The following is an 18,751-nucleotide window of genomic DNA, read 5'->3' as shown; positions in this document are numbered from 1 at the left end:
TTCCGGGTCTCCGCTGAAACATCGCTTAAATGCGGCACGGTCGTTGCAACTCCCAAAATCTATGGGTGTTGCAACGACCGCTAGAACTCAAGCCAAAAGTTGCGGCGCGCCGTCGTATTTTTCGGCGAAGGTGGGGAATTTCAGCGTCCGGGGTTCCCGAGGTCAGCCGTGGCCGCGGAGCAAGGCGGCGATCTCCGCGAAGCCCAGCCGCTCGGCGTTCTGCAGGGCCGTCCGTCCCTCCGGATCCCTGATGCCCGGATCGGCGCCCGCTGCCAGGAGCAGGCGCACCACTTCCTGCTGCCTGGGCCCGCCGCTGTTCAGCAGGATGGCTTCCTGCATGGCGGTCCAGCCCAGGTTGTTGACATGGTTCACCGGCACCCCGGCTGCGATCAGGATCTGCACGGTCTCCACGTGGCCGTGCTCGCTCGCCGGGATCAGGGCGGTTCCGCCATACCGGTTGGTGCTGGCGACGTCTGCCCCGGCGGCCAGGGTCAGCCGGAGCACCTCATTAAATCCCTCGGCGCCCGCGTAGAGGAAGGCCGAGTCCTGGATGGCGTCCTTGGCGTTGACATTGCCGCCGCGTCCGATCAGTTCACTGACCAACGGAACGTTGTTGGCCTTGGCGGCGGCCACCAGCTCCTGATCGAGCTGTGCCTGCGCTTCGGCGGACAGCGCCGGCGGTGCCGCGGGCGCGGGTGGCTCCGGCGATGTCACGGCAGGGCTTGTGGCCCCGCCGGCAGAGTCGGCTGGCGGGCCGGCAACGCTCGACGTCGGTGCAGACTGCGGCGGCGCCGCAGGCCCCGGCTGGCACGCTGCCATCGACATGGCCAGGCAGAGTGCCATGCACAGAGCCGCAGACCTCATCATGCGCCCAGCTTACTGAGGGGCACCGGCACCCGCGATGGCCTCCACACCGGCTGCGGCACAGGCCTCATCCAGTGCGCCATCGGGAGCGCCGCCGACGCCAATGCCGGCCACCGAAACCCCGTTCACCTTCAGCGGGACACCGCCGGCAAGGAAGAGGGTGCCGGGCAGGTCCGCGATGCTGGGGCCGTTGCCGTTGATCCGCTTGGCCAGTTCACTGGTGGGGGTGCCAAAGGCGGCGGCGGTGTAGGCCTTCTGCCGGGCTGCCTCTATGGTGTGTTCGGCCGCGTTGTCACCACGCAGCAGGGCCTGCACCGTCCCGAAGCGGTCCACCAGGGCCACCGTCACGAACGGCAGCTTGTCCGCCTGGCATTTGGCCAGGGCCGCCTGCACGGCCTTCGCAGAGGCGCCCACCGAGATTCGGTTCTGCTGCACCACGTTCTCCGGGATGGGCTGGATGTCGGCAGCCGGGACGGCGGCAGGAGCGGAGCCGGCATTCGCGGCGGCCGTGGCGCCTGCCGTGAGGGTGAGCGCGCCGGCGGCTGCGGCGGCAAGAACTTTGGTGGACTTTTTCATGCTGTTTCCTTTGCTCGGAGCCCCAAACAACCGTGAGGAGCGGCGTACAGTCCAATTCTTCCGGCGTTCCGTGTTCGTGGCATCGGGCCTTTGGCGGTACCGCCCTGCTCCGAAAAGCCAGCCGTATCAGCCAAAAGGCTGAGAGACGGGGCAAGGGAGGGGGCAATAGCATTGGCAGGTAGCACTCCCCCACCGGAACCGGAATTCCCATGCCTACCCGAGCCAACGCCGCCCAGCCTGCATCTTCCCCTGACAACACCGCTGCCGGCGGAACCGGCCCCGCCGGGCCCGTCAACAACGGAACCGCCGCATCCAGGAACAGCACCGGCGCCCGCTTCGGCACTATTGACGCAGCAGTCCATCTTGGCTTTGCAGTCCTGCTGGTGGCGTCCCTGGTCCGCTACGTCATGCGGCACAGCCCCGCGGACAACGTCCTGGTCCTGGCCCTTGCAGCAGCAGCCTCCCTGCTGTACTTCGCCGTCGCCGTCCTTGCATCCCGCGGGAAGCCAGGGGCACCGTGGGTGTTCACACTGGTTGTCGTGTGGGCCGTCCTGGTGATCGCGGCTCCGAGCTTTGCCTGGTGCTCCTTCGCGCTCTTTTTCCTGTGCCGCAGTGCACTGAGCGGTGCGGCCGCGTACGCAGCGGCCGCTGCCACCGCTGCTGCTACGGCTGCGGGGTTGTTCCGGCTGAGCAGCGGCACGGACCTCGCCATGCTCCTCGGCCCGCTCGCCGTGGGCCTGATGCTGACCCTGATCTACGACAGGATCCAGCACGACGCCGAGGAACAGCGCCGCCTGCACGCCCAGGTCTCCCTGGCCCAAGGACAGCTCGCGGCCAGTGAGCGCCGGGCCGGAACCATCGCCGAACGGGAGCGTGTTTCCCGGGAAATCCACGACACCGTCACCCAGGGGCTGGCCAGCAGCGTGCTCCTGCTCGAAGCGGCCGGCAGGGCGTGGCCAAGCCCTTCAGCCCAAGCCGGACTCAGCCAGGCCACTGCCTTGCTGCGGGTCAACCTGTCCGAAACCCGAAGCCTGGTACACGAACTTGCCTCCCCCGGGCTGGATGCGTCCGCTTTGCCTGAGGCCTTGCTTTTTTCGGCGAGGCAGTACGTTCCGGATGCCAGGCTCCTGGTCACCGGTGAACAGCGGCCAGTACCCCCGGATGTCCGCCACGCCCTCCTCCGGGTTGTCCAAAGCGCAGCGTCAAACATCAAGCTCCACGCAGGCGATGCCGCCGCCACGGTGACCCTCGGCTACCTTCAAGACGCCATCACCCTGGATGTTTACGACGACGGCGCCGGCTTCGATCCCGCGGCGGCAGCACCGCCGTCGGACGCCGGCGGGTACGGGCTGCGGGCCATGCGGCAGCGGGTGGAGCAGCTGGGCGGCATCTTTTCAGTGGAAAGCGCACCCGGCGAAGGAACCATCGTGGCAGCCCAGGTGCCCGCCCCGGAAGAAACCCACGAGCCCGCCCGTCCGGAAGAGTCCGCATGAACGTCATAACGGTGCTGCTGGTAGACGACCACCTCGTGGTGAGAAGCGGACTGCGGGCCCTGCTGGGCACCCAGCCTGACATCGCCGTCGTCGCGGAAGCAGCTTCCGGGGAGGAGGCCCTGCAGCGCCTGGAACACGACGCCGCCGCGGTTGTGGTCATGGACCTCGCCATGGGCGCAGGAATGGACGGGATCGAGGCGATACGGCTCATCCGCGAGCGCAACAAAACCCAGGCCATCCTGGTTTTCACCACGTACGACTCCGATGCGGATATTGTGCGGGCCGTGGATGCCGGTGCCATGGGATACCTCCTGAAGGATGCCGCACCTGACGAAATTTTCGCGGCCATCCGCGGGGCGGTCCAAGGCAAGAGCGTGATGAGCGCGCCCGTGGCGTCCCGGCTTTTCCAGCAGCTGCGGAATCCGGACGAGATCCTGACCCCGCGCGAAGCCGAACTGCTCAGCCTCCTCACGCAGGGCCTCAGCAACCGGGAGCTCGGACAGCGGCTCTTCATCTCTGAAGCCACGGTCAAAACCCACCTGGCCCACATCTATGCGAAGCTCGGAGTGGATACCAGGGCCGCTGCCATTGCCACCGCAATCCGCCGTGAGGGCATGCGTTGAGGACACTTTATTGCCATTACCCTTGCAAGGATGGCGTCCGCCCCGTACGTTGGGGACTGCGGGGGACGTTCTCCGCGCACTTCGGGCCGATGGTCCGGGGAGAGAATCAGAGTCACACGAAGGAATGCAGCCATGGCAACAGGCACAGTTAAATGGTTCAACGCCGAAAAGGGTTTTGGCTTCATTGCCCCCGATGACGGGTCCGCTGACGTTTTCGCCCACTACTCCGCAATCTCCAGCAGCGGATACCGCTCACTCGATGAGAACCAGAAGGTTGAATTCGATGTGACCCAGGGTCCCAAGGGCCCGCAGGCGGAGAACATCCGCCCGCTCTAAGGCTTCGGCTTTCCTCCCGCTCCTGCAGGAGGAACCCGCCACCGCAGCGGCCCCACCAACATCTGTTGGCGGGGCCGCTGTTTTGTGTCCCCGGTTCCCGGGTCTGCATCTACATCCAAGTTTCCGTTACCGGCTCCCGTTCCCTGCCGGTGCTGGGATAATTGGACTATGACCGGACAGCACCCGGACAAGGTTCCGGGCAACGACGCAGAAGAGGACCCGTGGGAGGAGTTCGACACGCTTCCCCCAGCCGTACCCGACCGCGTTCCCGGGCAACCCGGCGGGGAACCGCACGGTTTCGGTTTCCGGACTGGAGTCCGCAGTGCACGCGTCGCAGTCGGATTCGCTATCTACACCTTGGTGCTCGGTACCGTCCTCGCGCTGGCGGGCTGCGTTGTTTTTGTGGCCGAGGAACAGTGGCTGCTGGTGGCACTGATGATCCTCATCGAAGCAGTCTTCATCTTCGCTTTCACACGCCTCCTTGCCCAGGCCCGCACCCGCTCGCCCCGCAACCGTCCGCACGGGAACCGATACCCCGGAACGGCTGCTTGACCTTGACGTTGCGTCAACCCCTACGCTCGAAGCATGGAAGCAACGGAAGCGGAGGCAGGCACGGACTGGTCCATCCAGGATGTCGCCAGGATAGCGGGCACCACTAGCCGGACCCTGCGTCATTATGACGACATCGGGCTGCTGAAGCCCAGCCGCGTTGGGAGTAACGGCTACCGCTACTACAACAGCGGGGCGCTCCTGCAGCTGCAACGGATCCTCCTGCTCCGTGGACTTGGGCTGGGGCTGCCGGCCATCGCCGAGGTCTTCCAGCACGAGACGGATGCTGTCAAAGCATTAAGCCGCCACCTGGACTGGCTCCGGCAGGAGCAGGAGCGGCTGGCCCGGCAGGTTCTGTCCGTCCAGCAAACAATCGCAACAGTTAAAGGAGGAGGCGAACTCATGGCCGAAAGGATGTTCGACGGCTTCGACCACACCCAGTACAAGGACGAGGTGGAGGAACGCTGGGGCAAGGAGGCTTACGCCAAAAGCGACGCCTGGTGGCGTGGCATGGGAGCCGACCAAAAACAAGCATGGAAGGCCCGCGCCGGGAAGCTTGGCAGCGACTGGATCGCCGCTGCGGGATCAGGACTTGCCGCGGACAGCGCCGAAGCGCAGGACCTGGCCCGGCGCCACGTCGAGTGGCTGACGTCCATTCCCGGCACTCCCGCTTCGGAGAGCGGCGGTGACGTCAGGGGCTACGTCATGGGGCTGGCGGAGATGTACGTTGCGGACCCGCGGTTCGCCGCCAATTATGGCGGCGAAGCAGGAGCCGGCTTCGTGCGGGACGCGCTCCGTGTCTACGCCGAGAGGAACCTCTAGGAGGAAGCAGCCGGAACGACGGCGGCTCCCGGCAACTGGAGCCCGGATACCGCGCGCGGCAATCAGCCCAGCCGTTTCCGCAGGGCGGCCGCGGCACCGGCCAGGGCTGCCGCCCCCAGCAGCGTGCGCTGGGCGGTCCGCCGCCGGCCGTGCCACCCGCCGGTGACGGATGTTTTCCGAATAGTCTGCGAGGCCTGGTGAAGGTTTCCGGAAGTCGCGGGCGCGGACTGCCGCCGGGAAAGCTGGTGCTTGTCCACCTGGCGGGCGGTCGCAGCCTCGACGGCACCCGGGGTGACCTTGCGCTGCAGGATCAGGAGGCGGCCCGCCAGCCCTCCGGCGACGGCTTCCCGGCGCGGGCGGGCCACCAGCTTTACCACTGCTTTGGCCACCCGCTCCGGAGTGTAGACGGGTGGCATCGCCTTTGGGCGGCGGCCGGTGTAGTTTGCTCCGTTCTGGTAGAAGGGGGTGTCAATGGTGGCCGGAAGGACTGTGCACACGTTCACGCCGGTGGCGCCCTCACGGGCCAGTTCCGAGCGCAGGCTGACGCTGAGGGCACGCACCGCGGCCTTTGAGATGGAGTAGGCGGCGGAGTACGGCAGCGGGGTTTCCGCCACGATCGAGGCGACATTGATCAGGGTGCCTGAACCCTGGGCTGTTTGACGGCTCAGGGCCGCCCGGGCGCCGTTGACGTAGCCCAGGATGTTCACGTCCAGTACCCGCTGGAAGTCCTTCGGCGGGATCTCGGTCAGCAGCCCGAAAGCGCCCACCGCTGCGTTGTTGACCCACACGTCCAGTTGCCCGAACTCCTCGACGGCACGGGATGCCAGTTCCTCCATCCTGTCCGCGTCCGTGACGTCCGTGGGGACGGCGATGGCCTTCGCACCGCGTTTCCTGCATTCCGCGGCCACGGCCTCGAGGGATGTCGCTCCGCGGGCGGCCAGGACCAGCCGGGCTCCCTTGCCCGCGAAGCGCAGGGCAGTGGCCCTGCCGATCCCGCTGGACGCTCCGGTGATCACCACAACAGAATTCCTGACACTCATTCCGGCTCCCCTTCACACGAACAACCCCGAAAAAAACTAAGCAGGCTTAGCGTTCGATGGTACCCATGCGCGCCTCGCGGGACAACGGCGCCGGGCGGGGCCAGGAAAGGGGAACGTCAGCGGAAAGCGGACTTCCCGGTGACGGCCCTGCCCACGATCAGTGAGTTGATCTCATACGTGCCCTCATAGGTGTACAGGACTTCGGCGTCTCCGAACAGCTTGCCCATTTCGTAATCGCTGCAGATCCCGTTGCCGCCCAGCAGTGACCGGCCCATGGCTACCGAGGTGCGCGCCAAACGGGTGATGGTGGACTTGGCCATGGCGGCCTGCACCATCTCCAGCTTTCCCTCCTGCTGGATACGGGCCAGCTGTGCCATCAGCGCCAGCGAGGCCGACGCGTTGCCAAGGATCTCGGCAAGCTGCTGCTGGACCAGCTGGAACCGGGCCAGCTCCTTGCCAAACTGCCGCCTGCCCAGGGTGTAAGCACGGGCGACGTCGAAGGCGGCGAGCTGGATGCCGGCGCCTTGCCAGCCAACCCAGGCGCGGGAATCCCGGAGCAGCTCGTTGGCCCGGGAGAAACTGGTGGCTCCGGGCAGCAGGTTGGCCGCGGGGACCCGCACGCCCGCCAGCACGATGTCGGCGTTCTGCATGATCCGCAGGCCAATTTTGTTGGAGATCTTCGTGGCCGTGTAGCCGGGACGGTCAGTCTCCACGATGAAACCCTTGATTTCACTGTCCGCCTCGTCCCGCGCCCACACGAGCGCGAAATCGGCGATAGTGCCGGCCCCGATCCAGCGCTTGGCTCCGTTGAGGACCCACTCACCATCCTCCAGCCTGGCCGAAGTACCCAGGCCACCGGCGATGTCCGAGCCGTGGTCAGGTTCCGTCAGTGCGAATGCCCCGAGGTGGCGGAAGGTCTTCAGGCCCGGCAGCCATTGCGCCTTTTGCTCCTCCGACCCCAATTCGCTGATCATCCCGAGAATCAGCTCATTGTGGATGCCGGCCAGCGCCGACAGGGAGACATCCGCCCGGGCAAGTTCCACATACATCAGCCCCTTGAAGAGGGCGGAACTGCCGTCCAGCTGGAGGTTGCCCAGGCCGTGCTTTCCCATCTCCGCCACCAGCCCAAAGGGAAACTCCTCCCGGTTCCAGTACTCAAGCGAGGACTGCCGGACGGATGCCTGGAGGAACCGGCGGATGCTGACATACCTGTCACGCTCAGCCGGCGACAGGAGGTCCACGATGTACATCAGGTCCGCCTCCGGAAAGGGCGGAGCTCCGGCTTCAGGCGCTGGAGGCCGCATCGGCGTCGACCCCCTTACCAAACCGCTCCCTGCTGAACCATTGGATGTCCTAGTATATTGCACAGGCCCATCACGTTTGTGGCGTACATCACCCGCGGAAAGGCTGGCTGTGGACACTCCGCTGTCCCGTGATCCCATTGCTGATGCCCGGCGCAACTGGGAAGAGAACGGCTGGGCGGACGTCGCTGCGCCCATGGCCGCCATCACGGCCATCATGCGGACCCAGCAGATCCTCCTGGCCAGGATCGAACTGAGCCTCAAGCCGTTTGGGCTCACCTTCGCCCGCTACGAACTGCTCGCGCTGTTGAGCTTCGCCAGGAACGGGGCCCTTTCCATGAAGAAGGCGAGCACCCTTCTCCAGGTTCACCCGACCTCCATCACCAACGCGGTGGACCGGCTCCAGGACGCAGGGCTGGTGCGCCGCTCCCCGCACCCTACCGACGGCCGCACTACACTCGTTGAGCTCACCGACGAGGGCCGTTCCCTGGCGAAGCGTTCAACGGCTGCACTGAACACCGGGGTTTTCAGCGACCCCGGGTTTGAGCCGGACGATGTGGATCAGCTGATCCGGATCCTGCGGGACTTCCGACGGAAGGCAGGCGACTTCCGCAATTCCCACCCGGGCTCCTGAGTTGTGCCGCTCCTGAAGCGACTGCTCCGCCGCAGGTTCAGCGGGCTGCCTTTGTGCGCTTGACCCGCCTGACGATGAGCAGCACCACCGTGCCGCCCAGGGCGGCGTAGACGGCGTAATTGAGGAACCTTGAGTACTCCTCGACGACCCGGTACTGGGTGCCGAGCAGGTAGCCGAGTCCCAGCAGCGCACCGTTCCACAGCCCGCTGCCGGCAAGCGTGTAGAGGCTGAACATTCCGAACGGCATGGCCGAGGCACCGGCGGGCAGGGAAATCAGGCTCCGCACACCCGGAAGCAGCCTGCCGAAGAAGATGGATGACCGTCCATGGCGGCGGAACCAGCCCGCCGCGTGCTCAAAGTCCTCCCGGTCCACCAGCGGCAGCCGGGACAAGCCGCGGATGGAACGCTCAAATCCCAGCTTGGCGCCCAGCCAGTACAGGAAAACTGCACCCAGGTAGGCTCCGAGCGTGCTGGTGACAAAAACGAGGACCAGATGCAGGGACCCCTGCCTTGCCAGGTAGCCCGCCAGCGGCAGGATCACCTCGCTGGGGATGGGCGGCACCACTGTTTCGGCAAGGGTGAAGAGCCCCACTCCCCATTCGCCCAACTGCTCGATGCCCCGGGCAGCTACCCCCACCAGCCCGGTGAGATTTTCGGTTGAGCCGCCTGCGTCCGCCGCTGTTCCCCACATACAACTCCCCGTTCGCGTTCAAAGGTGGTCTGCCCTGTCTACCTTACGTACCTGCAAAAAGACTGGGACCAGGGCGACACCGGGAGCGGACCCGCACGGCTTACCGGTGGCCGAACCCGGGCTGGCGTTTCTCCGTGAACGCCGCCATTCCCTCCTTCTGGTCCTCCGTGGCGAAGAGGGAGTGAAACAGCCGGCGCTCGAAGAGAACTCCCTGGGCAAGGCCGGTTTCGAAGGCAGCGTTCACGGCCTCTTTCGCCACCATGGCCACGGGTTTGGACTTGGATGCAATCACCTCAGCGGCCTTGATCGCCTCATCCACAACATCCTCGGCGGGCACCACCCGGGACACCAGGCCACAGCGGTCAGCTTCCTCTGCCCCGATGAACCTGCCCGTCAGGATCAGGTCCATGGCTTTGGCCTTGCCCACGGCCCGGGTAAGCCGCTGCGATCCACCCATGCCCGGCAGCACGCCCAGGTTGATCTCCGGCTGCCCGAACTTCGCGTTGTCCCCGGCAATGATGAGGTCGCACATCATTGCCAGTTCACAACCCCCGCCGAGGGCGAATCCTGACACCGCGGCAATCGTGGGTATGCGCAGCCTGGTGAAGTCTTCCCAGCCGCGAAACCAGTCGGCCGCGTACATGTCCATGTAACCCTGGGCGGCCATCTCCTTGATGTCGGCCCCGGCGGCGAAGGCCTTGCCCGAGCCGGTAATGACCACGGCCCCCACCCCCGGATCAGCATCCATGACGCTGACGGCCCGCACGAGCTCCTCCATGGTGGCCTTATTCAGGGCATTCAACGCCTGGGGCCGGTTCAGCGTCACCACGCCCACCCGGCCCCGCTGCTCCACAAGGATGTTCGTGTATTCGGTCATTCCGGGCTCCCGTCGTCCTGCGCTGCCTGATGTGCTGCATGCTGTGCTGCCTCGCGGGTAACCCCGGCCGCCTGGTTCCCCGGTGGTGCTGCGTTCCCCGGCTGGTCCTGGCGGCCGGACTTGTCCCGGATATCGGTGATGATCGCGGAGAAGTCCCTGCCGGCGCCGCCTTCCGCCGCAAACGTATCGTAAATCTCCGCAGCCAGTGGTCCAACGCGGGCAGCCACACCGGTGCTTCGCAGTGCGTTGACGGCGAGTCCGAGGTCCTTCGCCATCAGCGCTCCGGCGAATCCCGGCTGGTAATCGCGGTTGGCGGGGCTGGTGGGGACCGGCCCGGGCACAGGGCAGTTGGTGGTGAGCGCCCAGCATTGCCCGGATGCTGCCGACGCCACATCGAACAACGCCTGGTGGCTGAGGCCCAGCTTCTCCCCGAGCACAAAAGCCTCGCTGACGGCGATCATGGAGGCGCCCAGGATGAGGTTGTTACAGATCTTGGCGGACTGGCCCGCCCCGTGCGCGCCGCAATGGACCACCCGTTTGCCCATCACCTCCAGCAGGGGCCGGACCGCGTCGAAGTCCGGCGCATCGCCGCCCACCATAAAGGTGAGGGTCCCGGCTTCGGCGCCCACCACTCCGCCGGATACCGGGGCATCCACAGAGCGGTGGCCGGCTTCAACGGCCAGCCTGGCCGCTTCGCGGGCGTCCTCCACATCGATGGTGGAACAGTCCAGGAACATGGTTCCCGGGGCCGCCGCTGCCAGCAGTCCCGGCCCGCCATCCGTTCCCTGATACGCGTCGAGCACATGCCTGCCGCTGGGGAACATCGTGAGGACCACGTCCGCCCCGAACACCGCTTCAACAGCGCTGGCCGAGGCTGGAACACCGTGGGCCCGCGCGTCCTCCACTGCTGCCGCCACCACGTCAAAGCCGGCTACCGCATATCCCGCATTGACCAGGTTCACGGCCATGGGCCCGCCCATATGGCCGAGGCCCAGGAAGGCGATGGCGGGTTTGTCAGGCATGGTCCCTCTCCTTTAGCTGCAGGTCCAGTTCCTTGTTGCCCAGGGGTTCAAAAAAGCGCTCCACCAGCTGCGGCGGCACCTCCGCCAGGGTGGGCGGACTCCACCGGGGTGAGCGGTCCTTGTCCACCACCTGCGCCCGGATCCCCTCCCGGAAATCGGGCGCTGCCAGGAACCGCAGCCCCACCCGGTATTCCTGCGCCAGGGCTTCATCCAAGGTGCGGCCTTTCACCCGGCGGAGGGACGCCAGCGTGACCTTCACGGACGTGGGCGACTTCGCCTCGATGGTGTCAGCAGCGCGGGCGGCCTCCGCGGCGTCCCCGCCGCCCCAGGAACGGAGCCGGCGGACAATCTCCTCGGCGTCACCGGAGGAGTAGCAGCTGTCGATCCAGTCCCGCTGCCCGGCGAGCGCGGAGGCCGGCGCCTCCACTGCGTATCGCACGACGGCGGCTTCCGCTGTTTCGCTTTCCAGCGCCACCATCAGTTCGCCAAGGCTGCCTGACGGAACGTAGTAGCCGGCGAGGCCAAGGTGCAGCGCATCCGCTGCGCTGAGGTGGGCGCCGGTCAGCGCGGCATGGGTTCCCGCCTCCCCCGGTGCGCGGGACAACAAAAGGGTCCCGCCGACGTCGGGCGCAAACCCAATGGTGGTTTCCGGCATGCCCATGCGCGTGCGTTCTGTGACCACCCGCACGGAGCCGTGCGCGGAGATGCCCACGCCGCCGCCCAGGACCAGCCCATCCATCAAAGCGACATAGGGCTTCGGGTAGCGGGCAATCAGGGAATTAACCCGGTACTCCGTTTGCCAGAAGTCCGCCGTCTGCCCTCCCCCGGCCAGCATGTCCTGGTAGATGGCCACGATGTCGCCGCCGGCGCACAGCCCGCGTTCACCCGAGCCCCGCACCAGGACCGTGGCAACGCCGTCGTCGTCCGCCCATTCTGTGAGCTGGTCCAGAAGCGCGTCCACCATACCGGCGGTGAGTGCATTGACGGCCTGGGGCCTGTTGAGGGTGACGACCCCCAGCTGGCCGCGGCGCTCAAACAGCACCTCGCCGTGGTTGTCCGCACCGGTCTCCGGGCTGTCCGTCATCAACTTCCTTCCGGCATCACGAAGCTGGCTCCGTGCCGTATTCCCGAGGGCCACCGGGTGGTGACCGTTTTGGTTTTCGTGTAGAAACGGAAGGCGTCCGCGCCGTGCTGGTTCAGGTCGCCGAACCCCGAGGCCTTCCAGCCACCGAACGTGTAGTAGGCGATAGGCACCGGGATGGGGACGTTGACGCCCACCATGCCCACATCCACGCGGCTCGCGAAATCGCGGGCGGCATCACCGTCGCGGGTGAAGATTGCCACGCCGTTGCCGAACTCGTTCCTGCTGCACAGCTGCAGCGCCTCATCATAATCAGCCGCCCGCACCACACTCAGGACAGGGCCAAAAATTTCCTGCCGATAGATGCCCATGTCCGGCCTGACGTGGTCAAAAAGCGTTGGTCCCACCCAGAAACCGCCCTCGTAGCCTTCCACCGTGATGCCCCGCCCATCTGCCAGCAGGCTGGCGCCCTCGTCCACCCCCGCCTGAATGAGCCCCTCGATGCGTTCCTTGGCGGAGGCGGCCACCACCGGCCCAAAGTCGGAGTCCCGGTCCAGGCTGTGGCCCACTTTGAGGCCTTTTACCCGGTCCCGGAGTTTTGCCACCAGCAGATCAGCCGTTTCCCGCCCCACCGGGACGGCCACCGAAACAGCCATGCAGCGTTCCCCCGCCGAGCCGTACCCGGATCCGATAAGGGCGTCCGCGGCCTGGTCGAGGTCCGCGTCCGGCATCACCACCATGTGGTTCTTGGCGCCGCCAAAGCACTGGGCCCGCTTGCCGTGGGCCGCGGCCGTGGCATAGATGTACTGGGCAACGGGAGTGGAGCCCACGAATCCGATGGCCCTGACGCGGGGCTCCTCGAGGAGCGCGTCCACAGCTTCCCTGTCGCCATTAACAACATTGAAGACGCCGTCCGGGACACCCGCTTCGGAGTACAGTTCGGCCAGGCGGAGCGGTACGGAGGGGTCCCGTTCAGAGGGTTTCAGGATGAACGCATTGCCTGCCGCCAGGGCGGGACCGGACTTCCAGAGCGGAATCATGGCGGGAAAGTTGAACGGCGTAATCCCGGCTACGACGCCGAGCGGCTGGCGCAGCGAATGGATGTCGATCCCGGGTCCGGCGTCGGTGGAGAACTCACCCTTGAGCAGGTGCGGCGCGCCGGCAGCGAACTCCACCACTTCCAGTCCGCGTTGGATGTCTCCCCTGGAATCGGCGAGGGTCTTTCCGTGTTCGGAGGACAGCAGCCGCGCCAGTGCGTCCATGTCCTGGTTGACCAGGTCCACAAACCGGAGCAGGATCCGGCCGCGGCGCTGGGCGTTGGTGGCCGCCCATTCCTCCTGCGCCTTCGCCGCAGCAGCGACTACTTTGGCCACCTCATCCCGGCCGGCCAACGGCACCCGGGCCTGGACCGCCCCCGTGCAGGGGTCAAAGACGTCGCCGAAGCGGCCTGACGTGCCGGCCGTGTGCTGGCCGCCGACGTAGTGGGAAAGTTCGCGCACCATGGCCGGAAGCTCCTTCGCGTGTGACCCGGGTCATTCCTGGTTGCGAATATACTCGCAACTTCCTACTGAACTCCACCGGGCCCGGAATGGTGCGGGACACGCCCGCCGGACCTTCGCCGCGGGCTGTGCCGAAGCCGGAGCAGTGCTTTACGTGCGGTGCCGCGGCCACGGTAAGTTAGGAGCTGTGAAGATAGCTACCTGGAATGTGAATTCGCTCCGAGCCCGCGCCGATCGTGTGGAGGCCTGGCTGCAGCGCAGTGACTGCGACGTCCTGGCCATCCAGGAAACCAAGTGCAAGGACGATAACTTTCCCTGGGAACTCTTCGAACGGATGGGTTACGAGGTTGCCCATTTCGGCGTGAACCAGTGGAACGGCGTGGCCATCGCGTCCCGGGTGGGGCTGGAAGACGTTGAGCGGACCTTCCTGGACCAGCCCACCTTCGGCAAGGCGGGCAAGGATCCCGTGCAGGAAGCCCGCGCCATGGCTGCCACCTGCGCAGGCGTCCGGATCTGGAGCCTCTATGTTCCCAACGGCCGCTCGCTGGACGACGAACACATGCCCTACAAGCTCAAGTGGCTCGAAAGCCTGAAGACGCACGCCCAGGAACTCGTGACGCAGAACCCTGAGGCCCAGGTGGCGCTGATGGGTGACTGGAACATCGCACCGTTCGACGAGGACGTGTGGGACATCGATTTGTTCGTCAACAACAGGTACACCCATGTCAGTCCGCCGGAGCGTGCCGCTTTCCATGCCTTCGAGTCCGCCGGCTTCACCGATGTTGCCCGCGCCTACACCCCCGGCCCGGGCGTCTACACCTACTGGGACTACACCCAGCTGCGCTTCCCCAAGAAGGAAGGCATGCGGATCGACTTTGTGCTGGGCTCCCCGGCCCTGGCCGCACGCGTGACCGGCGCTTCGATCGACCGCGAGGAGCGCAAGGGCAAGGGCGCGTCGGACCATGCACCAGTGCTGGTGGAACTGGCAGACTGATGACATCATCCTGGACCCATCCAAGGAGACCGTGATGACGGGAAACCTCTACCGGGGCCAGGCAGGCCTGCCGTTCTCCTCAACGCTTCGCGTCTATGAACCCCTTGACGCCTTCCCCGAGGAGCAGCGGAAAGCCATCGCGGCGGCGGGGGCGAAGGCTGCCTCGCGTGCCGCGGTCGAAAACGCGGAACTGCTGGCCTCGCTGGGGCGGATCACCCGTTCCGGCGGCGACCCGTTCCCCACCGGACGGACCGACCTGGTGCGGGTCACCACTGCCCCGGCTCCTAAAGGAGGCCCGTCCGACGACGGCGCTGACGCCGAGCCTGAGCTGCTGTACTGTCCCAGCCAGTTGGTGCTGCGGGCCGGCTTGGCGGCCAACGCGCTGATGGAGGGCATACACGGCCCGCTGGCGGAACTGCTGATCCCGGAGGAACAGCGGGACAGGCACCAGGAGCGGATCGACCAGGTGAAGGCCCGTGACGGGTCCACCCGCGTCCACACCCGGGCGTCCACCTGGGGAATCCCCTTCAGCTGGTTTTCCCTGTTCATGGATTCAGACCATAAAGACGTGGTGGAGGCCGCCGGCCGGATCCTCACCGTCCGGGTATGGGCGCCCATCCCTGAAGCCCTTGAGCGTGCGCGCTACGCCGTGGCCAACCTGGCACTGGCCGCACCGGACCTGGACATGCTGGACGATCTGGCGCAGCTCACCGAGTGGCTGGAGCTCTTCCATGTGAATTCGATGGTGGAGCTGGACTACGGGGCTGTTGCAGACAAGGTGTACCCGGACGATTCGCCCATGGACATCAGGCTGGGCATCGAATGCCTGGCCGAGGGCGACATGACCGGCGCGGCTGCAGCGTACCGCCGCCTGGCATCCCGCTGGATCCCCATCCGGCAACTGGCCCGCGCCTCTTAAAGCTGCCGCGTTGAAGCCCGGCGGCACTAAGGGTTCGGGCGCTGGGACGGGGGCGGCGCCGTCGTCCTCCTGATAATCAGTTCATGGGGTGCGACGGCGGACTGTACCGCGCCTGCCTCGCCGTCCAGTTCGTCGAGGAGCATCTTGGTGGCCAGCTCGGCCTGTTCGTCCGGCCGCTGGCCCACGGTGGTCAGGCCCACGGCGTCAGCGAAATCGTGGTTGTCGATGCCCACCACGGACAGTTCCTCCGGCACGGGAACACCGAGCCGGGAAGCTTCGAAGATAACGCCCATGGCCATTTCGTCCGATGCGCAGAAAATTGCTGTCGGCTTGTTGCCCGGCTTTGCCCAGAGGCGCCGGAAGGCCTCCTGCCCGCTGTGGACCGTAAAGTCTCCCCACTCGTCCCATTCAGGGCGGGTGGGAAGGCCGGCCGCGGTCATCACGTCCTTGAAGGCAAGGATTCTGACGCGGGGAACATCGAAGTTCAGGTCTGTTTCGTCGTCGCCGTGGAGCAGGGCGATGTCACGGTGGCCCAGGTCGATCAGGTGCCTGACAGCAGTGGAGGCGGCGGCGTAGTCGTCAATGCCGATATAGGAACACTCCTCCACATGGCCGCCCACAACCACCAGCGGGATGTCGATCTTTTGCAGGTGTTCCAGTTCATCGTGGGATAACGCCATACACAGGACCAGCAGGGCATCAATCTGCTTGTAGACCATGGTCTTGCTGAAAAGCCGCTCACGGTTGCTGCCGTGGCCGCCAAGGTTAAACAACGAAAGATTATAGTTCCGGGCGTGCAGTTCCCGGTCTGCGCCCTCGATGGCTTTGGAAAAGAACCAACGGCTGACGAAGGGCGCCAGGACACCAATGGTTCGGGTCCGGCCAGTTGCCAGGCCTGAAGCGGAGCTGGAGGCCACGTAGCCCAGTTCTCCGGCCACCTCGAGGATTTTCTGCCGCGTTGCCGGTGATACCCGGGGCAGTCCCCGGACCGCCCGCGAGACCGTGGCGGTGGATACTCCCGCGGCGGCTGCGACGTCTTCAATGCTGACCCCGCTGTGGCCGCCCCGTTGCGACCTCTCACTTGTGCGTGCCACGGTTTCCCCTCATGTACTCCCTGCAGGCATCCGCCCTGCTTCGCGCGATACCCCTGGGCCATAGTATTTCGGGCGCCGGAGTGCATCGCAGTGTTACCTTCGCACAGTGTTGCCATTCCGCCGGCTGTCCGACGACGGCGGGGCCACCGGGTGGGCTATCTCCGGTCCGGCAGGCGGCGGCGCAGCCGCACCATTCCGTAAAGTGCGAGCAGCGTAGCCAGGAGGCCCAACGCCCAACCGAGTGCCGGCTGCGCCGTCACCTCCATCCAGACAGTGACCACAGTCAGTACCAGCGCCCAAAATCCGAGGAACCCGATGATGATGTCAAAGTCCTCGCCGGACCTCATCCGGCGGCGGTTGCTTCCCGCCCCGGCGGACCGGGAGCGGGAAGCTTCGCCTGTCACTTGACCGCACCCGCCGTCAGGCCGGCAACGATCTTGCGCTGGAAGACCAGTACCAGGATCACCAAAGGAATGGTGACGATGGTGCCTGCGGCCATGATGGCCGTGTAGGGAATCTGGTTGGGCTGCGCGCCGGCGAAGCTGGCGATGGCAACCGTAACCGGTTTCGTTGCCTCGTTGGACAGCTGGCTGGCGATCAGGAATTCATTCCATGAGGAGATGAACGCCAGGATGGCCGTGGTGAAGATCGCCGGAGCGGCCAGAGGCATAATCACCTTCCGGAACGCCTGTCCCTGGGTGCAGCCATCAACCCGCGCAGACTCCTCCAGCTCCCAGGGCATTTCCCGGAAGAATGAGGTCAGCGTGTAGACGGTGAGCGGCAGCACAAACGAGATGTTCGGAATGATCAGCGCCTGGTACGTGCCCATCCAGCCAATGTTGGTGAAAAGCTGGAACAGCGGGGTGATGAGGGCTACGCCCGGGAACATGGAGGCCCCCAGGATGAAGCCCAGCACCAGGTACTTGAACCGGAAGTTCAGCCGTGCCAGGGCGTAGGCCGCGAACACGCCGATCACCAGCGAGATCACCGTGACCGTGACACCAATGAAAATACTGTTCAGCAGTGCCTGGCCGAACCTGTTGCCGAACGAGGTATCGAAGGCCGTGATGAAGTTGTCCATCGTCACGTGGGTGGGCCACGGCGATGTGTCATAGGTGAAATCCACATCGCGGAAGGCTGTCACCACCATCCAGTACGCGGGAGCCAGGCACCAGACCAGAATGACGGCCGCACTGACGTACGTGCGGACACTTGCCCACTTCTCCCGGTTCTGGGCAGTCTTTCGTCCCTTGTCCTGCTGCGCCCGCAATGCCGTTGCGTCAGCCGTGGTTGTCATTTCTTCCCCTTGCCGGTGGCTCCGCTTTGTTCCACAACATTTGCTCCCAGGAAGCGGACGAAGATGAACGCCACCAGGAAGATGATGATGAACGTGATGGTGGACAAGGCGGCTGCTGAGTTGAAGCCTTGCCTGATCTGATTAATCACCAGGATGGACAGCGTCGTGGTGTTGTTGGCGCCGCCGGTCAGGATGTACGGCAGGTCGAACATACGGAGCGCATCCAGGGTGCGGAACAGGATGGCCACCATCAGCGCCGGCTTAACCAGCGGCAGGGTGATCATCCGGAACCGCTGCCATGCGGTGGCACCGTCCACTTTTGCGGCCTCATACACTTCCGCGGGAATCATCTGCAGGCCGGCAAGGATGAGCAGCGCCATAAACGGCGTGGTCTTCCAGGTGTCGGCGATGATGACAGCCCACTTGGCTGGCCATTCGCTGCCGGTCCAGAGGATGGAAACGTTGAACAGCTTGTTGATGATGCCATTGAAATCGAACATAAAGAGCCACAGCTGGGCTGTAACTGCAGTGGGGATGGCCCAGGGAACGAGCACGGCAGCACGGACCAGGCCGCGGCCCTTGAACGTCCGCGCCATGATCATGGCCATCCAGAACCCGAGGACGGTTTCCAGTGCCACAGTGATTACCGTGAACAGGAAGGTGGTGCCCGTGGCACTCCAGAACTGGCCGCCGAGGGTGCCTGGCGGGCAGGCGACGGTGCCGCCGCCTTGTGCCGCACACTGCTGCCCCAGCCAGTTCACATAATTTTGGATGCCAGCCGGGCCGCCCTCGGTGAAAAGGCCGGTGACCGGATCCAGTCCGGCGTCCTTCTGGAAGGACATGATGATCGCGCTGATGATCGGGTAAACGATCACGATGCCGAGCGCGATGATGGTGGGGGCAAGAAGCCACGAGGCCCACTTGCCCTGGCTCAGGATCTTGTTGTCTTCGCCTACGCCCTTGGGTCCGTGGTGGACCGGGGTGGCGCCCGACGCCGGTCCTTTGACCGGCGTCGGGCCCAATTCGGTAGCCATGGCTT

The 18,751-nt window shown here is 65.6% G+C and carries 21 protein-coding genes; 8 read left to right on the top strand and 13 right to left on the bottom strand.

The window, feature by feature from the left end; all coding sequences use genetic code 11:
* Positions 1-162: 162 nt before the first annotated feature.
* Together ACFVYC_RS19930 and ACFVYC_RS19925 are read right to left on the bottom strand one after the other, a co-directional pair.
* The gene (locus ACFVYC_RS19930) at positions 163-867 is read right to left on the bottom strand and encodes an ankyrin repeat domain-containing protein (protein WP_387553513.1); all 705 of its coding nucleotides are present in this window, start codon (positions 865-867) and stop codon (positions 163-165) included.
* A 9-nt stretch (positions 868-876) separates the two neighbouring features.
* Complete coding sequence (locus ACFVYC_RS19925) at positions 877-1,440, bottom strand: heme-binding protein (protein WP_387553511.1); 564 nt, start codon at positions 1,438-1,440, stop codon at positions 877-879.
* A 209-nt stretch (positions 1,441-1,649) separates the two neighbouring features.
* Between ACFVYC_RS19925 and ACFVYC_RS19920 the strand changes: the two genes are divergently transcribed.
* The 5 genes from ACFVYC_RS19920 to ACFVYC_RS19900 all read left to right on the top strand — a co-directional run bounded on the left by ACFVYC_RS19920 (position 1,650) and on the right by ACFVYC_RS19900 (position 5,263).
* On the top strand, positions 1,650-2,933 hold the full coding sequence (locus tag ACFVYC_RS19920) for a sensor histidine kinase (protein WP_387553509.1): 1,284 nt from the start codon (positions 1,650-1,652) through the stop codon (positions 2,931-2,933).
* Positions 2,930-3,556 carry a response regulator gene (locus ACFVYC_RS19915; RefSeq protein WP_387553507.1) on the top strand — a complete coding sequence of 209 codons (627 nt, stop codon included), beginning with the start codon at positions 2,930-2,932 and terminating at the stop codon, positions 3,554-3,556. The genes ACFVYC_RS19920 and ACFVYC_RS19915 overlap by 4 nt, the downstream gene beginning before the upstream one ends.
* Positions 3,557-3,688: 132 nt before the next feature.
* Positions 3,689-3,892: a cold-shock protein gene (locus ACFVYC_RS19910; protein ID WP_069950491.1), complete on the top strand. Its 204-nt coding sequence runs from the start codon at positions 3,689-3,691 to the stop codon at positions 3,890-3,892.
* Positions 3,893-4,060: 168 nt separating this feature from the next.
* Entirely contained in the window at positions 4,061-4,444 is a 384-nt protein-coding gene (locus tag ACFVYC_RS19905; protein ID WP_387553504.1) for a hypothetical protein, read from the top strand.
* Positions 4,445-4,477: 33 nt separating this feature from the next.
* A complete protein-coding gene (locus tag ACFVYC_RS19900) occupies positions 4,478-5,263 on the top strand; it encodes a MerR family transcriptional regulator (RefSeq protein ID WP_387553501.1) in 786 nt (261 codons plus the stop codon).
* Positions 5,264-5,325: 62 nt separating this feature from the next.
* Here the strand turns inward: ACFVYC_RS19900 and ACFVYC_RS19895 are convergent, their stop codons facing one another.
* Both ACFVYC_RS19895 and ACFVYC_RS19890 read right to left on the bottom strand, forming a co-directional pair.
* Entirely contained in the window at positions 5,326-6,303 is a 978-nt protein-coding gene (locus tag ACFVYC_RS19895) for an SDR family oxidoreductase (RefSeq protein ID WP_387553499.1), read from the bottom strand.
* Positions 6,304-6,419: 116 nt separating this feature from the next.
* Positions 6,420-7,607 (bottom strand): acyl-CoA dehydrogenase family protein, encoded by a 1,188-nt coding sequence (locus tag ACFVYC_RS19890; RefSeq protein WP_387553497.1) that lies wholly within the window; start codon positions 7,605-7,607, stop codon positions 6,420-6,422.
* A 109-nt stretch (positions 7,608-7,716) separates the two neighbouring features.
* On the opposite strand from ACFVYC_RS19890, the gene ACFVYC_RS19885 reads away from it, so the two are divergent.
* Positions 7,717-8,238: a MarR family winged helix-turn-helix transcriptional regulator gene (locus tag ACFVYC_RS19885; protein WP_387553495.1), complete on the top strand. Its 522-nt coding sequence runs from the start codon at positions 7,717-7,719 to the stop codon at positions 8,236-8,238.
* A gap of 37 nt (positions 8,239-8,275) precedes the next feature.
* On the opposite strand, the gene ACFVYC_RS19880 is transcribed toward ACFVYC_RS19885, so the two are convergent.
* The 5 genes from ACFVYC_RS19880 to ACFVYC_RS19860 form a co-directional block, all read right to left on the bottom strand.
* Positions 8,276-8,929 (bottom strand): DedA family protein, encoded by a 654-nt coding sequence (locus tag ACFVYC_RS19880; RefSeq protein WP_387553493.1) that lies wholly within the window; start codon positions 8,927-8,929, stop codon positions 8,276-8,278.
* A 100-nt stretch (positions 8,930-9,029) separates the two neighbouring features.
* Entirely contained in the window at positions 9,030-9,806 is a 777-nt protein-coding gene (locus ACFVYC_RS19875) for an enoyl-CoA hydratase (RefSeq protein WP_387553491.1), read from the bottom strand.
* Positions 9,803-10,828 (bottom strand): 3-hydroxyisobutyrate dehydrogenase, encoded by a 1,026-nt coding sequence (gene mmsB, locus ACFVYC_RS19870; protein ID WP_387553489.1) that lies wholly within the window; start codon positions 10,826-10,828, stop codon positions 9,803-9,805. Before mmsB ends, ACFVYC_RS19875 begins: the two co-directional genes overlap by 4 nt.
* Complete coding sequence (locus tag ACFVYC_RS19865) at positions 10,821-11,912, bottom strand: enoyl-CoA hydratase/isomerase family protein (RefSeq protein ID WP_387553488.1); 1,092 nt, start codon at positions 11,910-11,912, stop codon at positions 10,821-10,823. The genes mmsB and ACFVYC_RS19865 overlap by 8 nt, the downstream gene beginning before the upstream one ends.
* Positions 11,912-13,411, bottom strand: a complete 1,500-nt coding sequence (locus tag ACFVYC_RS19860; protein ID WP_387553486.1) for a CoA-acylating methylmalonate-semialdehyde dehydrogenase — start codon at positions 13,409-13,411, stop codon at positions 11,912-11,914. Before ACFVYC_RS19860 ends, ACFVYC_RS19865 begins: the two co-directional genes overlap by 1 nt.
* A gap of 184 nt (positions 13,412-13,595) precedes the next feature.
* On the opposite strand from ACFVYC_RS19860, the gene ACFVYC_RS19855 reads away from it, so the two are divergent.
* Positions 13,596-14,402 (top strand): exodeoxyribonuclease III, encoded by an 807-nt coding sequence (locus tag ACFVYC_RS19855; protein WP_387553484.1) that lies wholly within the window; start codon positions 13,596-13,598, stop codon positions 14,400-14,402.
* A gap of 34 nt (positions 14,403-14,436) precedes the next feature.
* Complete coding sequence (locus tag ACFVYC_RS19850) at positions 14,437-15,321, top strand: hypothetical protein (protein ID WP_387553483.1); 885 nt, start codon at positions 14,437-14,439, stop codon at positions 15,319-15,321.
* Positions 15,322-15,347: 26 nt separating this feature from the next.
* Here ACFVYC_RS19850 and ACFVYC_RS19845 read toward each other — a convergent pair whose 3' ends face one another.
* The 4 genes from ACFVYC_RS19845 to ACFVYC_RS19830 all read right to left on the bottom strand — a co-directional run bounded on the left by ACFVYC_RS19845 (position 15,348) and on the right by ACFVYC_RS19830 (position 18,746).
* Positions 15,348-16,415: a LacI family DNA-binding transcriptional regulator gene (locus tag ACFVYC_RS19845; protein ID WP_387553481.1), complete on the bottom strand. Its 1,068-nt coding sequence runs from the start codon at positions 16,413-16,415 to the stop codon at positions 15,348-15,350.
* Between the two features lie 155 nt (positions 16,416-16,570).
* Positions 16,571-16,819, bottom strand: a complete 249-nt coding sequence (locus ACFVYC_RS19840; protein ID WP_387553479.1) for a hypothetical protein — start codon at positions 16,817-16,819, stop codon at positions 16,571-16,573.
* On the bottom strand, positions 16,816-17,712 hold the full coding sequence (locus ACFVYC_RS19835) for a carbohydrate ABC transporter permease (RefSeq protein WP_387553478.1): 897 nt from the start codon (positions 17,710-17,712) through the stop codon (positions 16,816-16,818). The genes ACFVYC_RS19840 and ACFVYC_RS19835 overlap by 4 nt, the downstream gene beginning before the upstream one ends.
* Positions 17,709-18,746, bottom strand: coding sequence for a carbohydrate ABC transporter permease (locus ACFVYC_RS19830; protein ID WP_387553476.1), 1,038 nt, complete (start codon positions 18,744-18,746; stop codon positions 17,709-17,711). Before ACFVYC_RS19830 ends, ACFVYC_RS19835 begins: the two co-directional genes overlap by 4 nt.
* Positions 18,747-18,751 lie beyond the last annotated feature (5 nt).

This window comes from Pseudarthrobacter sp. NPDC058329 (assembly GCF_042879835.1).
Lineage (GTDB): Bacteria > Actinomycetota > Actinomycetes > Actinomycetales > Micrococcaceae > Arthrobacter.
This window is presented reverse-complemented; position numbering and strand designations above follow the sequence as displayed.

What these genes read in the sequence shown, in the direction of transcription:
- ACFVYC_RS19930 (WP_387553513.1), bottom strand. Translation starts at nt 867, where the DNA reads ATGATGAGGTCTGCGGCTCTGTGCATGGCACTCTGCCTGGCCATGTCG.
- ACFVYC_RS19925 (WP_387553511.1), bottom strand. Translation starts at nt 1,440, where the DNA reads ATGAAAAAGTCCACCAAAGTTCTTGCCGCCGCAGCCGCCGGCGCGCTC.
- ACFVYC_RS19920 (WP_387553509.1), top strand. Translation starts at nt 1,650, where the DNA reads ATGCCTACCCGAGCCAACGCCGCCCAGCCTGCATCTTCCCCTGACAAC.
- ACFVYC_RS19915 (WP_387553507.1), top strand. Translation starts at nt 2,930, where the DNA reads ATGAACGTCATAACGGTGCTGCTGGTAGACGACCACCTCGTGGTGAGA.
- ACFVYC_RS19910 (WP_069950491.1), top strand. Translation starts at nt 3,689, where the DNA reads ATGGCAACAGGCACAGTTAAATGGTTCAACGCCGAAAAGGGTTTTGGC.
- ACFVYC_RS19905 (WP_387553504.1), top strand. Translation starts at nt 4,061, where the DNA reads ATGACCGGACAGCACCCGGACAAGGTTCCGGGCAACGACGCAGAAGAG.
- ACFVYC_RS19900 (WP_387553501.1), top strand. Translation starts at nt 4,478, where the DNA reads ATGGAAGCAACGGAAGCGGAGGCAGGCACGGACTGGTCCATCCAGGAT.
- ACFVYC_RS19895 (WP_387553499.1), bottom strand. Translation starts at nt 6,303, where the DNA reads ATGAGTGTCAGGAATTCTGTTGTGGTGATCACCGGAGCGTCCAGCGGG.
- ACFVYC_RS19890 (WP_387553497.1), bottom strand. Translation starts at nt 7,607, where the DNA reads ATGCGGCCTCCAGCGCCTGAAGCCGGAGCTCCGCCCTTTCCGGAGGCG.
- ACFVYC_RS19880 (WP_387553493.1), bottom strand. Translation starts at nt 8,929, where the DNA reads ATGTGGGGAACAGCGGCGGACGCAGGCGGCTCAACCGAAAATCTCACC.
- ACFVYC_RS19875 (WP_387553491.1), bottom strand. Translation starts at nt 9,806, where the DNA reads ATGACCGAATACACGAACATCCTTGTGGAGCAGCGGGGCCGGGTGGGC.
- mmsB (WP_387553489.1), bottom strand. Translation starts at nt 10,828, where the DNA reads ATGCCTGACAAACCCGCCATCGCCTTCCTGGGCCTCGGCCATATGGGC.
- ACFVYC_RS19865 (WP_387553488.1), bottom strand. Translation starts at nt 11,912, where the DNA reads ATGACGGACAGCCCGGAGACCGGTGCGGACAACCACGGCGAGGTGCTG.
- ACFVYC_RS19860 (WP_387553486.1), bottom strand. Translation starts at nt 13,411, where the DNA reads ATGGTGCGCGAACTTTCCCACTACGTCGGCGGCCAGCACACGGCCGGC.
- ACFVYC_RS19850 (WP_387553483.1), top strand. Translation starts at nt 14,437, where the DNA reads ATGACGGGAAACCTCTACCGGGGCCAGGCAGGCCTGCCGTTCTCCTCA.
- ACFVYC_RS19835 (WP_387553478.1), bottom strand. Translation starts at nt 17,712, where the DNA reads ATGACAACCACGGCTGACGCAACGGCATTGCGGGCGCAGCAGGACAAG.
- ACFVYC_RS19830 (WP_387553476.1), bottom strand. Translation starts at nt 18,746, where the DNA reads ATGGCTACCGAATTGGGCCCGACGCCGGTCAAAGGACCGGCGTCGGGC.